11 protein-coding genes and 1 tRNA gene are annotated in these 12,299 nt (G+C 72.0%); 4 read left to right on the top strand and 8 right to left on the bottom strand.

Annotated features, from left to right (window positions below):
• Positions 1-82 precede the first annotated feature (82 nt).
• Positions 83-514: a pilus assembly protein TadG-related protein gene (locus CRP39_RS07185; RefSeq protein WP_245853661.1), complete on the top strand. Its 432-nt coding sequence runs from the start codon at positions 83-85 to the stop codon at positions 512-514.
• Positions 515-573: 59 nt separating this feature from the next.
• Here CRP39_RS07185 and CRP39_RS07180 read toward each other — a convergent pair.
• A tRNA-Tyr gene (locus tag CRP39_RS07180) sits at positions 574-655 on the bottom strand.
• Positions 656-757: 102 nt separating this feature from the next.
• Between CRP39_RS07180 and CRP39_RS07175 the strand changes: the two genes are divergently transcribed.
• Positions 758-1,249 carry a YajQ family cyclic di-GMP-binding protein gene (locus CRP39_RS07175; RefSeq protein WP_097205640.1) on the top strand — a complete coding sequence of 164 codons (492 nt, stop codon included), beginning with the start codon at positions 758-760 and terminating at the stop codon, positions 1,247-1,249.
• A gap of 292 nt (positions 1,250-1,541) precedes the next feature.
• Here the strand turns inward: CRP39_RS07175 and CRP39_RS07170 are convergent, their stop codons facing one another.
• Positions 1,542-1,829, bottom strand: a complete 288-nt coding sequence (locus CRP39_RS07170; RefSeq protein ID WP_097205638.1) for a hypothetical protein — start codon at positions 1,827-1,829, stop codon at positions 1,542-1,544.
• A 126-nt stretch (positions 1,830-1,955) separates the two neighbouring features.
• Positions 1,956-2,828 carry a zinc metalloprotease HtpX gene (gene htpX, locus CRP39_RS07165; RefSeq protein ID WP_097205636.1) on the bottom strand — a complete coding sequence of 291 codons (873 nt, stop codon included), beginning with the start codon at positions 2,826-2,828 and terminating at the stop codon, positions 1,956-1,958.
• A gap of 213 nt (positions 2,829-3,041) precedes the next feature.
• Between htpX and CRP39_RS07160 the strand changes: the two genes are divergently transcribed.
• Together CRP39_RS07160 and CRP39_RS07155 are read left to right on the top strand one after the other, a co-directional pair.
• A complete protein-coding gene (locus CRP39_RS07160; RefSeq protein ID WP_097205634.1) occupies positions 3,042-4,991 on the top strand; it encodes a 2-oxoacid:acceptor oxidoreductase subunit alpha in 1,950 nt (649 codons plus the stop codon).
• On the top strand, positions 4,988-6,079 hold the full coding sequence (locus CRP39_RS07155) for a 2-oxoacid:ferredoxin oxidoreductase subunit beta (RefSeq protein WP_097205632.1): 1,092 nt from the start codon (positions 4,988-4,990) through the stop codon (positions 6,077-6,079). The genes CRP39_RS07160 and CRP39_RS07155 overlap by 4 nt, the downstream gene beginning before the upstream one ends.
• Before the next feature lie 95 nt (positions 6,080-6,174).
• Here CRP39_RS07155 and CRP39_RS07150 read toward each other — a convergent pair whose 3' ends face one another.
• The 5 genes from CRP39_RS07150 to CRP39_RS07130 all read right to left on the bottom strand — a co-directional run bounded on the left by CRP39_RS07150 (position 6,175) and on the right by CRP39_RS07130 (position 12,277).
• Positions 6,175-6,681 carry a hypothetical protein gene (locus CRP39_RS07150; protein WP_097205630.1) on the bottom strand — a complete coding sequence of 169 codons (507 nt, stop codon included), beginning with the start codon at positions 6,679-6,681 and terminating at the stop codon, positions 6,175-6,177.
• A 122-nt stretch (positions 6,682-6,803) separates the two neighbouring features.
• Positions 6,804-8,009, bottom strand: a complete 1,206-nt coding sequence (locus CRP39_RS07145; RefSeq protein WP_245853660.1) for a PQQ-dependent sugar dehydrogenase — start codon at positions 8,007-8,009, stop codon at positions 6,804-6,806.
• 22 nt (positions 8,010-8,031) lie between these two features.
• Complete coding sequence (locus CRP39_RS07140; protein ID WP_097205629.1) at positions 8,032-9,090, bottom strand: polyprenyl synthetase family protein; 1,059 nt, start codon at positions 9,088-9,090, stop codon at positions 8,032-8,034.
• The gene (gene nuoN / locus CRP39_RS07135; RefSeq protein WP_097205627.1) at positions 9,090-10,652 is read right to left on the bottom strand and encodes an NADH-quinone oxidoreductase subunit NuoN; all 1,563 of its coding nucleotides are present in this window, start codon (positions 10,650-10,652) and stop codon (positions 9,090-9,092) included. The genes CRP39_RS07140 and nuoN overlap by 1 nt, the downstream gene beginning before the upstream one ends.
• Positions 10,652-12,277, bottom strand: coding sequence for an NADH-quinone oxidoreductase subunit M (locus CRP39_RS07130; RefSeq protein ID WP_097205625.1), 1,626 nt, complete (start codon positions 12,275-12,277; stop codon positions 10,652-10,654). Before CRP39_RS07130 ends, nuoN begins: the two co-directional genes overlap by 1 nt.
• Positions 12,278-12,299 lie beyond the last annotated feature (22 nt).

The following is a 12,299-nucleotide window of genomic DNA, read 5'->3' as shown; positions in this document are numbered from 1 at the left end:
CGCACCGACGCGGCCGTCCACAGCTGTCCACAGGTCGGCCCACAGGCAGGGGACGAGGGGGCGGGCTCTCTACGCTGCCGGCGTGCGACAGGACGACCGGAGTTCCGAGCGCGGCTCGACGCTGCCCCTGGTGCTGGTGTGCTGGCTGGTCGCCGCACTGATGGCCTTCGGCGCGGTCGCCGCCTCCGATGCCTTCCTCGAGCAGCAGGAGGTGCAGGCGGTGTGCGACGGCGCGGCCCTGGCCGCGGCGAACGCGACCGACGAGGCCACCCTGTACGCCATCGGGGTCGGCGAGACGCTGCCACTGACCCGCGCGGGCGCGGGTGCGGCGATCGTCGACCAGCTCGCCGACGGCGACACCCGGCTGGACGCCTGGGCCGCCGAGACCGACGGTGCGGAGGTCACGGTGACCTGCACGCGACACGTGGAGATCGCCTTCGGCTGGCTGTTCCTGGGCGGGCAGCCGCTCGAGCGCACCGCGGTCGCCAGCGCCCGGGCCCCGACACTGCCCTGAGGGCCGGGAACGGCAGAGGGCCCCGACCTCAGCTGAGGTCGGGGCCCTCCTCGTACCTGTGGCGGGTGAAGGATTCGAACCTTCGTAGGCTAAGCCGACGGATTTACAGTCCGCTCCCATTGGCCACTCGGGCAACCCGCCGTGGTGGTACGGGGAGAGAGCGTACAAGACGCCGTCACCCGGTCCGTCCGGTGTCCCCCCGGGCCCCTGCGGACCGGGTGACGCACCGAGAGGAGTACCCAGATGGCCGACTCGTCCTTCGACGTGGTGAGCAAGGTCGACCGCCAGGAGGTCGACAACGCGCTCAACCAGGCGGCCAAGGAGCTCGCCCAGCGGTTCGACTTCCGCGGCACGAACGCCTCGATCGCCTGGGCCGGCGAGGAGGGCGTGACCCTCAGCGCCGACACCGAGGAGCGCGTCACCGCCGCGCTCGACGTCTTCAAGGACAAGCTCGTCAAGCGGGGCATCTCGCTGAAGTCCCTGGATGCCGACGAGCCGCAGTCCTCGGGGAAGTCGTACCGGATCTCCGCCCGCATCAAGCAGGGCATCGAGTCGGACAAGGCCAAGCAGATCGCGAAGATCATCCGCGACGAGGGCCCCAAGGGCGTCCAGGCCCAGATCCAGGGTGACCAGCTGCGGGTCAGCGGCAAGAAGCGGGACGACCTGCAGGCGGTGCAGCAGCTGCTGAAGAGCAAGGACCTCGACGTCGCCCTGCAGTTCGACAACTACCGCTGACCGGAGACGAGGCCGCAGGCCAGCGCGTCGTCACGCGCCTCGGCCCGCACTGGTTCCGCAGAAGCGGCCAGCTCGATGGCCATCGGGTCGCCGACCGGGGCGCGTGCGGGCGTCGGCCGTGTCGAGTCGGCCACTGCCCGGCCGTCGGCAGAGTCGCTCCGGGGGAGGCGGGACGCGGTCCTCGTGGCCGCCGGCCCGCTGACCGTCGGGTCCAGCCGCCGGTGTACGCCGCCGCATCAGGGAGCGAGGCACCGCATCGGCGGGGAGGCTCGATCGACAGGTCGGGCCGAGGTCAGCTCGGCTTCTCGCCCAGCATGACCAGGCGCGTCGGCGCGGACTGCTGAGCCACCCGCACACCGGCGAACCGGGCGCCCGTCAACAGGTCGGCGAGTTCACCCTGCGTGATCATGCCGCAGCCGACGAGCGCCTCGTGCAGCTGCACTCCTGCCAACATCTTGTAGACCGGGTGTTCGCGATGAGCCTGCGGCGAGTCCGGGTAGGGCAGCTCCGAGACGACGACGGTGCCATTCGGCTTCAGCGCGCCGCACCCGGTCGAGCACGTCGTGGGGTCCCGTGCCACAGGGCAGCGCACCGGTCACCGCGAGCAGTCGGGCACCCGGAGTCCAGTCGGCGGCCACCGCCGAGCCCGCGCCCGTCCAGGGGCTCACCCCGTGAGCTCACGGGGGAGAGCCACTGGACGGGCGCCTCACTCGAGCTCCCGGGCCATCTGCTCCAACCGGGCGATCCGTTGCGGCATGGGCGGGTGGGTGGCGAACAGCGTGGCCAGCCCCTGCCCCCGGAACGGGTTCGCGATCATGAGGTGGCTCTGGGTCACCAGGCGGTCCTCCTGCGGCAACGGGCGGGCGGTCGCTCCCCGCTCGATGCGGCGCAGCGCGTCAGCGAGGGCCAGCGGGTCCCGCGACAGCGCCGCCCCGGAGGCGTCGGCCTGGTACTCCCGGCTCCGGCTGACCGCCATCTGCACCAGGCCCGCGGCGAGCGGACCGAGGAACACCAGGAGGAGGCTGCCGAGGGCGTTCCCACCGCCCCGGTCGTCGTCGGACCGGCCGCCGAACAGGGACGCGAACATCGCCATGTGCGCGAGGTAGGTGATCACCGTCGCCATCGCGCCGGCGACCGAACTGATCAGGATGTCGCGGTTGTAGACGTGGGAGAGCTCGTGGGCGAGCACCGCGCGCAACTGCCGCCGGTCGAGCAGCTCCAGGATCCCCTGGGTGACGCAGACGGCCGCATTGCGCGGGTTGCGCCCGGTCGCGAAGGCGTTGGGCTGGTCGGTGGGGCTCACGTACAGGCGGGGCATCGGCTGGCGGGCCTCGGTGGCCAGCTCACGGACGATCGCGTACAGCGCCGGGGCCTGGGTCTCGGTCACCGGGAAGGCCCGCATGGCGCGCAGGGCGAGCTTGTCGCTGTTGACGTAGGCGTAGCCGTTCACCGCGAGGGCGATCACCAGGGCGATCAGCAAGCCGCTCCGGCCGCCGATCAGCGCGCCGGCGGCCAGGATCAGCCCACCCATGAGACCGAGGAGCACCGCGGTCTTCAGTCCGTTGCTCCAGCGCTGCACGACCCCACCAACGGGTCACCGGGGGGCGTCGTTCCCCCCGTGACCCGTCCCTCCTGCCTGGCGATGGCGTGCGACCGCGCTCACGGAATGCCCTCCCGCGCGCAGAGGTTGCGCACACTGGTGCCGGGCCGCCCGGCAGGTGCGACTGTGGCTCGCGTCACGGGCCCGCGAGAACTCAGCCACGTAATCTCGGCCGGTGGAGGTACACCACTGATGACTGCGACCAACCCGCCCCTCACCGCCACGGCGGGCAGCTCGGCTCCCGGCGGCCTCGTGAAGAGCGTCGTCGAGCTCGACCGGGTCGTCATCCGCCTGGCCGGGGACTCCGGTGACGGCATGCAGCTGACCGGCAACCGGTTCACGAGCGAGACGGCGTCGTTCGGCAACGACCTCTCGACGCTGCCCAACTTCCCCGCCGAGATCCGCGCGCCAACGGGGACCCTCCCGGGCGTCAGCTCCTTCCAGCTGCACTTCGCCGACCACGACATCATGACGCCGGGCGACGCCCCCGACGTGCTGGTCGCCATGAACCCGGCCGCGCTCAAGGCCAACCTCGCCGACCTGCCCGGCGGCGGGCTGCTCATCGTCGACTCCGACGAGTTCACCCCGCGCAACCTGGCCAAGGTCGGTTACGCCACCAACCCGGTCGAGGACGGCTCCCTCGACGGCTGGCAGACCGTCAGCGTGCCGCTGACCAGCATGACCCTCGAGGCGCTCGCCGACTCCGGCCTCGGCAAGAAGGAGGCCGAGCGCTCGAAGAACATGTTCACCCTCGGCCTGCTGAGCTGGATGTACCACCGGCCCACCGAGGGCACGGTCCGCTTCCTGGAACGCCAGTTCCGCCGCAAGCCCGAGATCGCCGCGGCCAACATCGCCGCCTTCCGCGCCGGCTACAACTACGGCGAGACGACGGAGGCCTTCGCGGTCTCCTACGAGATCAAGCCCGCCCCGATGGCGCCGGGCCGCTACCGCAACATCTCCGGCAACCAGGCGCTGGCCCTCGGCATCGTGGCGGCCGGTCAGCGCTCGGGGCTGCCGGTCTTCCTCGGCGCCTACCCGATCACCCCGGCGTCGGACATCCTCCACGAGCTGTCCCGGCACAAGGCGTTCGGCGTCCGCACGTTCCAGGCCGAGGACGAGATCGCCGGTGTCGCCTCGGCGATCGGCGCGTCCTTCGGCGGCGCGCTCGGCGTCACGACGACGTCCGGCCCGGGCATCTCGCTGAAGTCCGAGGCCATCGGGCTGGCGGTGATGACCGAGCTGCCCCTGCTCGTCATCGACGTCCAGCGCGGTGGCCCGTCCACGGGCCTGCCGACCAAGACCGAGCAGTCCGACCTGCTGCAGGCCATGTTCGGCCGCAACGGCGAGGCTCCACTGCCGGTCATCGCACCCCGCTCCCCCGGCGACTGCTTCGACGCCGCGATCGAGGCCGTGCGGATCGCGCTGACCTACCGCACGCCGGTGATCCTGCTGTCCGACGGCTACCTGGCCAACGGCGCCGAGCCGTGGGCGATCCCGGACGTCGAGTCGCTGCCGGACCTGCGGGTGGAGTTCGCGACCGAGCCCAACGGCGAGGACGGCGAGTTCCTGCCCTACCTGCGCGACCCGGAGACCCTCGCCCGCCCGTGGGCGATCCCCGGCACCTCCGGCATGCAGCACCGCATCGGCGGTCTGGAGAAGGCCGACAAGACCGGCAACATCTCCTACGACCCGGCCAACCACGACCTCATGACCCGCCTCCGGCAGGCCAAGGTCGACGGCATCGCGGCGACCCTGCCGCTCACCGAGGTCGACGACCCCGACGGCGACGCCCGCATCGCCGTCATCGGCTGGGGCTCCACCTACGGCCCGATCGGCGCCGCCTGCCGGCGGATCCGGCGTTCCGGGCGGTCGGTCGCGCAGATCCACCTGCGCCACCTCAACCCGATGCCGGCCGACCTCGGCGACGTCCTGCGCCGCTACGACCGCGTCGTCTGCCCCGAGATGAACCTCGGCCAGCTGGCCCTGCTGCTGCGCGCCAAGTACCTCGTCGACGTCCAGAGCCACACGCAGGTGCGCGGGCTGCCCTTCCGGGCCGCCGAGCTCGCCGCGGTGATCCAGGACGTCATCGACTCCACCAGCGGCGCCCCGCTCGCCGCCGACCCCACCGGAGGAGCGGAATGACCACCGTCGACCTCGGCATGCCCGCCGAAGGCCCGATCGCCGACGCGATCGCGGCCTCGGTCGCCACCCAGGGCGAGAAGCAGACCGTCCTCAAGGCCAAGGACATGAAGACCGACCAGGAGGTGCGCTGGTGCCCCGGGTGCGGTGACTACGTCATCCTCAACGCGGTCCAGAGCTTCCTGCCCAGCCTCGGCATCGCCCGCGAGGACATGGTCATCGTCTCCGGCATCGGGTGCTCCTCGCGTTTCCCGTACTACATGAACACCTACGGGATGCACTCGATCCACGGCCGCGCGCCGGCGATCGCCACCGGCCTGGCCGCCTCGCGCCCGGACCTGTCGGTCTGGGTGGTCACCGGGGACGGCGACGCGCTGTCGATCGGCGGCAACCACCTGATCCACACGCTGCGCCGCAACGTGAACCTGACGATCCTGCTGTTCAACAACCGGATCTACGGGCTCACCAAGGGTCAGTACTCGCCCACCAGCGAGGTCGGCAAGATCACCAAGTCCACCCCGATGGGCTCGCTGGACCACCCGTTCAACCCGGTGTCGCTGGCGCTCGGCGCCGACGCCACCTTCGTGGGCCGCGCGATGGACTCCGACCGCAAGGGCCTCACCGAGGTGCTGCGGCAGGCCGCCGAGCACCAGGGCACCTCGCTGGTGGAGATCTACCAGAACTGCAACATCTTCAACGACGGCGCCTTCGACCTGCTCAAGGACCCGACCACCGGCACGCAGTGGTCGATCCCCCTGGAGCACGGCAAGCCGCTGGTCTTCGGCCCCGACGGCGCCTCGTGTGTGGTCCGGGACGAGTTCGGCGGGCTGCGCATCGCCGAGACCAACCAGGTGGACGCGGCCGACATCGTCGTCCACGACGTCACCCGGCAGGACCCGTCCTATGCCTTCGCGCTGTCCCGGCTGGCCAGCCAGGACCTCCGGTACACCCCCATGGGCGTGTTCCGCGCGGTGCAGAAGCCGACCTACGACCGGATGATGGCCGACCAGATCAAGGACGCCCGGACGACGTCGCCTGGCGACCTGGACGCGATCCTGGCCGGCAGCGACACCTGGACCGTCTCCGCCTGAGCCAGGCCTGACGACGCCGAAGGGCGCCCGGGAACGAGTCGTTCCCGGGCGCCCTCCGTGCCTCCCGGCCTCAGTGCCGGGGACCTCCAGTGGGGTCAGTGGCCCTTGCCCTTGTCGTCGTCCTTGTCGTCGTCGCCGTTGTCCTTGTCGTCGCCGTTGTCGTCATCGACGACCTCGACCCACTCGGACTCTTCGGCGAGCTCGTCGTCGTCGTCGTTGATGGTCACCGTCACCTTGACCCAGTCACCCTCCTCGGCGGCCTCGTCCTTCTTCTCCAGCGTGACGGTGATCTCGTTCTCCTCGCCGTTGCAGTCGAGGGCCTTGTCCCCCTCGTAGCGGATGTCCTCGTGGCGGTTCTTGGCGGTCACGTCGGCGCTGATGTCGTACTCGTCATCGTCGTCGTCGCACTCGTACGTGAACGTGACGTCGAGCTCGTCGCCGTCGTCCCCGAGTTCGGCCTCGTCGTTGATGTCGACGACCTTGGCCCAGGCGTCGTCGTCGTGGTGGCCGTCGCCACCACCCGCCAGGGCGGGCGAGATGCCGGTGAAGACCAGCGCCGTAGCGGCCGGTACGACGAGAAGCAGGCGTGAACGGTGCTGCATGGGAGATCCCCCTCCACATGGGCCGCGGCGGTGCGGCCGTCTCTTCGGACCCCCGCGACCCTTCCGAGACGGGGAGTTCCGTCACAAGACCGCAAAGAAAAATCCCGCAGTTCCGTGGTAGCTCAGGGGCGGGGCGTGACCCGCAGTAGCTGGTCTGCGTCGTCACCGTTGTCCGTGGTGACGTACAGGGCGCCGTCGACGCCCTGCTGAACGGTGCGGATGCGCCCGTACCGGCCCTCCAGCTCCGGCAGCCGGAACTGCTCGAGCAGCGCGCCGTCGTCGGCCACGCGCAGCGCCAGCACCCCGCGGTCCTTGAGGACGCCGATGAGGAGCAGCCCCTCGTAGGCCTGCCACTGGCTGCCCTCGAGGAAGGTGACGCCGCACGTGGCGATGGTGGGGTCCCCCGAGGCCCAGGTGGCCGGCAGGACGTCGGGCAGCGCGGGGTCGGTCATCGGCACCCGCTCGTCGTAGCCGGGCCCCGGCCGGTAACCACCGTTGCCGCCGGACTCCAGCAGGGTCACCTCGTCGTCCACGGCGGTGCCCTGCTCGGCGGCGAAGACCTCGCCGCCCCCGGGGCGCACCGCCAGCCCCTGCACGTTGCGGTGCCCGTAGGTCCACAGGTACGCGGCGACGCCGGAGCGATCAGCGAACGGGTTGCCGGCCGCGGGCGCGCCGGTGGCGGCGTCGATGCGGAGCACCTTGCCGGCGAGGGTGCCGAGGTCCTGCGGGTTCTCCGACACGGCGTTGTCCCCGGTGCCCACGAGCATCGCGCCGGTGGGGTCGAAGCGCAGCCGGCAGCCCCCGTGCCGACCCGAGCGCTCGTTGACCGGGATGCCCCCCAGCAGCGGGTCGGCGACGCGGGTGGCCGTGCGCCACGCCGGGTCGACGGTCCAGGCGACCACGGCGATCGAGCGGCCTCCGCCGTCCTGCCGCCCCTGGCAGGTGTAGAAGCGCCGGTTCTGCTGGAACGCCGGGTCGAGCACCAGGCCCATGAGACCGGTCTCCCCCGTCGCGAAGAGGTCGCCGAAGTCGGCCGCGACGTCCTGCACCGTGCCGTCGGGGAGGACGGCGGTGAGGCCGCCACCGCGCTCGTCGACGAGGAGGGTGCCGTCGGGCGCCTGGGCGACGTCCCAGGGGTGGTCGAGGTCGTCGGCCAGCACCGCGACGTCGAGGGCGGGGGCCACGGCCGGCGGCGCGGTCGTCGTCGTGGGGGCGACGATGCCCGACGACGGCGTCCGCGTGGCCCCGGGGGGTGAGACCTCGCCGTCGCCACTGCAGGCACCCAGCAGTGCCACGGCGGCGATCAGGCAGGTCAGGCGGGCGCGCACCCGCCCAGCATGCCGTCCCCGCTCAGCTTGTGCGCGTGACGACGTACTCGCACAGCGCGGCGAGCGCCTCCCGGACCGGCCCCTCGGGGACCGCCGCGAGGCGGGCGCGTGCCCGGTCGGCGTACTCGCGCAGGACGCCGGTGGCCCGGTCCAGGGACGCCGACGACCGCAGCAGACCCAGCGCCTCGGCGTGCTCGCCGTCGTCGGGGAGCGGACGGGCGACCAGCTCCCGCAGCCGCTGCTCGGCGGGGTCCTCGCCGGCCAGCGCGAACAGCGCGGGGAGCGTGACGATGCCCTCGCGCAGGTCGGTACCCGGCGACTTCCCGGAGGCGCCGTCCCGGCTGACGATGTCGAGCAGGTCGTCGGAGAGCTGGAAGGCCACCCCGACCTCCTCGGCGAAGGCGGTCAGCGCGGCCACCAGTTCCTCCCCCACCCCGGCGAAGGAGGCACCGAACCGCGCCGAGGTCGCGACCAGCGAGCCGGTCTTGTCCGCCAGCACCTGCAGGTGGTGGGCGACCGGGTCGGCGCCGGGACGGGGGCCGACGGTCTCCAGGATCTGGCCGGTGACCAGCCGCTCGAAGGTGCGGGCCTGGATGCGCACCGCCTCCGGACCGAGGTCGGCGAGCAGGTCGGAGGCCCGGGCGAAGAGGAAGTCGCCGGTGAGGATGGCGATGCTGTTGGACCACCGGCTGTTGGCACTCGGCGCCCCACGCCGGACGGCGGCCTCGTCCATGACGTCGTCGTGGTACAGCGTGGCCAGGTGGGTGAGCTCGCAGACGACGGCGGCCTCGGTGACCCCCGGGGCGTGTGGGTCGCCCAGCTCGGCGGCGAGCAGCGCCAGCAGGGGCCGGAACCGCTTGCCGCCCGCGGCGACGAGGTGCCCGGCGGCCTGGGAGACGAAGTCGTGGTCACTGTCCACGGCCTCCAGCAGCGTCGCCTCCACCCGTGCCAGGCCGTCGGCGAGGCGGACGCCGAGGTCCCCCTCGGGCAGCCACGGCCCGATCGTCGAGGCAGGGGTCGAGATCCGCTGCCAGGTCTCGGCCGGGGTGTCCCCGTCGACGGCGGCGCTGGCTCCGGTCATCAACCGACGAATCTAGCCGCCTGCTCGGCGAGGTCGAGCACCGCCCCGGGGACGACGCCCAGCACGACGGTGGCGGTGACGGTCACCGCGAGCACGATCGTCGTGGGCAGACCCGGCACGCCGACCGTGGGCCCGTCCGCGGCGGGCTCGCTGAAGTACATGAGCACGAGCACCCGCAGGTAGAAGAACGCCGCCACCGCACTGGCCAGCAGCGCCACCACCACCAGCGGCCACGCGCCGTCGTCGATGGCCGGCCGGAAGACGGCGAACTTGCCGGTGAAGCCGCTGGTGAGCGGGATGCCGGCGAGCGCGAGCAGGAACAGGCCCATGACGGCCGCGGTCAGCGGCGACCGCCGGGCCAGCCCCGCCCACTTCGACAGGTGGGTGGCCTCGCCGTCACCGTCGCGGAGGAGGGTGACGACGGCGAAGGCGCCGAGGGTGGTGAGCCCGTAGGCCAGCAGGTAGAACATCGTGCCGCCGAGCCCGGTGCCCTGCCCGTCCGCGCCGCCGCCGTAGCCGATGACGCCGGTGAGCAGGAAGCCGGCGTGCGCGATGGAGGAGTAGGCGAGCATCCGCTTGATGTCGGTCTGGGTGAGGCCGAGGACCGCCCCGACCACCATGGAGACGATGGCGATGCCGTACACCAGCGGCCGCCAGGTCCACTCGCTGGTGCCGAAGGCCACGTAGAGCAGCCGCAGGATGGCCCCGAAGGCGGCGACCTTGGTGCAGGCGGCCATGAAGGCGGTGACCGGCGTCGGCGCACCCTGGTACACGTCCGGTGTCCAGGCGTGGAACGGCGCGACGCTGGCCTTGAACATGAGGCCGACGAACAGCAGGCCCAGCCCGAGCACCAGCAGCACGTCGGTGCCGCCGGCGGCGGACGCGGTGCGGATGTCGGCGAGCCGGACGCTGCCGGTGGCGCCGTAGACCAGCGCCAGTCCGTAGAGGAAGAACGCCGAGGCGAAGGAGCCCAGGAGGAAGTACTTGACCGCCGCCTCCTGCGACAGCAACCGCCGGCGCCGGGCCAGGCCGCTGATCAGGTACAGCGGGAGGCTGAGCACCTCGAGCGCGACGAACATGATGAGCAGGTCGTTGGCCGCGACGAACAGCATCATGCCGCCGATGGCGAAGGTCGCCAGGGGGTAGACCTCGGTCTGCACCCGGTGGGCGGTCAGCAGTTCGCGGTCGCGCGGGCTGCCGGCGGGCACCGCGGCGGCGGCGACGAACGCCGAACGCGCCGGGTCCAGCGAGCGCTCGGCGAACAGCAGGACCGACAGCGCCCCGAGCCCGGCGATGGTGGCCATCAGGAAGACCGAGGCGCCGTCGACGGCGAGCGCTCCGCCCGCGGTGACCTGCCGTTCGCCGACCAGGAGGAGGGTGGTGACCAGGCCGCCGACCGTGCCGACCAGCGCCACGGCCACCTGGACCGCGTGCCGGCGCTCCCGCGGGCCGAAGGCCTCCACGAGGACACCGATGCAGGCGGCGCCGAAGACGACCAGCAGCGGCGCCAGGGCGCCCAGGGACAGGCTCGGGGCCGTGATCGCGTCCGCCGCGCTGAGCATCAGTCGGTCCCCTCGGTGTCGGTGGCCGGCTGCACGCCGGCGGGGTCGGCTCCGATGTCGCTCATCGTGGCGGCGACGGCCGGCTCGATGAGGTCGATGAGCGGCTGCGGGTAGACGCCCAGCGCGATGATCAGCGCGACCATCGGCCCGGCGACGGCCAGCTCCCGCCGGGACAGGTCCCGCACCCGCAGCCGCGCCGCCGCGGGCGCCGGCGCGGTCACGGTGGCCGTGCCGCTGCCGCCGACCGGCTCGGCGGGGGTGGGCCCGGTGCCGGCCTCCAGCAGCACGCCACGCGGCGGGCCGTGCATCGTGCGCTGGTAGACCAGCAGCGAGTACAGCGCGGCCAGGATGATCCCGGCCGTCGCCAGGATCGTGAACACCGGCACGGACGGGAACGACCCGATCAGGACGAGCAGTTCGCTGACGAAGCTGTTGGTGCCGGGCAGCGCGAGCGCGGCCAGGCAGGCGATGAGGAACGCGCCGGCCAGCTTGGGGGCCTGCGCGGCGATCCCCCCGTAGTCGGCGATCTGCCGGGAGCCGCCGCGGGCGATCAGCATGCCGACGATGAGGAACAGCAGTCCGGTCGCGATGCCGTGGTTGACCATGTACAGCACCGCTCCGGTGCCGGCCTCCGTGGTGAAGGCGAAGATGCCCAGCGCGATGTAACCGAAGTGCGCGATCGACGTGTAGGACACCCAGCGCTTGAGGTCGGACTGTCCCATCGCCAGCAGGGCCGCGTAGAGGATGCCGGCGACGGCGAGCACCAGCACGAACGGCGCGAGGTCGCGGGAGGCGTCGGGGAACAGCGGCAGGCAGTAGCGGATGAAGCCGAAGGTGCCGACCTTGTCCAGGACGCCGACGAGCAGCACCGCGCCGCCGATGGGTGCCTCGGCACCGGAGTCGGGCAGCCAGGTGTGGAACGGCACCAGCGGCGCCTTGATCGCGAAGGCGACGAAGAACCCGAGGAAGAGCAGCTTCTGCACGCCCGGGTCGATCTCGATCTGGCGCAGCGCGTCGAAGGCGAAGGTGCCCTCCCCCAGCTCGCTGCTGCTCACCACGTACAGGCCGATGACGGCGGCGAGCATGACCAGGCCGCCGACCAGGCTGTAGAGGAAGAACTTGACCGCCGCGTACTGCCGTCGCGGTCCGCCGAAGCTGCCGATCAGGAAGTACATCGGGACGAGCATCGCCTCGAAGAAGACGTAGAAGAGGAAGACGTCGGTCGCGGCGAAGACGCCGACCATCATCGCCTCGAGCAGCAGCAGCCAGGCGAAGAAGGTGCTCATCGACCGGTTGGCGGGCGGGGTGTCGCGCCACGAGGCGACGACGACCACCGGCACGAGGACGCCGATGAGCAGCAGCATCACCAGCGCGATGCCGTCGACGCCGAGGGCGAAGTCGACGCCGAAGTCCGGGATCCAGGACACCGAGGTGGTCAGCTGGAACCGGTCGCCACCGGCGTCGAACGCGATCGTCGCCAGCACGGCGAGCAGGAACACCAGCGCGCTCACGCCGAGGGCGACCTGCTTGGCCAGGACGTCGCGGCCCCGGGGCAGCGCGGCGACCACCGCGGCGCCCACCGCCGGGACGGCGATCATGGTGAGCAGGAACGGGAAGTCGTTCACGACAGCGCCTCTCGATCCGAAG

The sequence above is a fragment of the Geodermatophilus sabuli genome (genome assembly GCF_900215145.1).
In the GTDB taxonomy this organism is placed as follows: domain Bacteria; phylum Actinomycetota; class Actinomycetes; order Mycobacteriales; family Geodermatophilaceae; genus Geodermatophilus; species Geodermatophilus sabuli.
The sequence above is the reverse complement of the archived record's forward strand: the minus strand, read 5'-3'. Positions and strand labels throughout refer to the sequence as shown.

Bases quoted from the DNA above. Each gene is read 5' to 3' on its own strand.
- CRP39_RS07175 (WP_097205640.1), top strand. From the start codon at position 758: ATGGCCGACTCGTCCTTCGACGTGGTGAGCAAGGTCGACCGCCAGGAG.
- nuoN (WP_097205627.1), bottom strand. From the start codon at position 10,652: ATGCTCAGCGCGGCGGACGCGATCACGGCCCCGAGCCTGTCCCTGGGC.
- CRP39_RS07150 (WP_097205630.1), bottom strand. From the start codon at position 6,681: ATGCAGCACCGTTCACGCCTGCTTCTCGTCGTACCGGCCGCTACGGCG.
- CRP39_RS07140 (WP_097205629.1), bottom strand. From the start codon at position 9,090: ATGACCGGAGCCAGCGCCGCCGTCGACGGGGACACCCCGGCCGAGACC.
- CRP39_RS07160 (WP_097205634.1), top strand. From the start codon at position 3,042: ATGACTGCGACCAACCCGCCCCTCACCGCCACGGCGGGCAGCTCGGCT.
- CRP39_RS07155 (WP_097205632.1), top strand. From the start codon at position 4,988: ATGACCACCGTCGACCTCGGCATGCCCGCCGAAGGCCCGATCGCCGAC.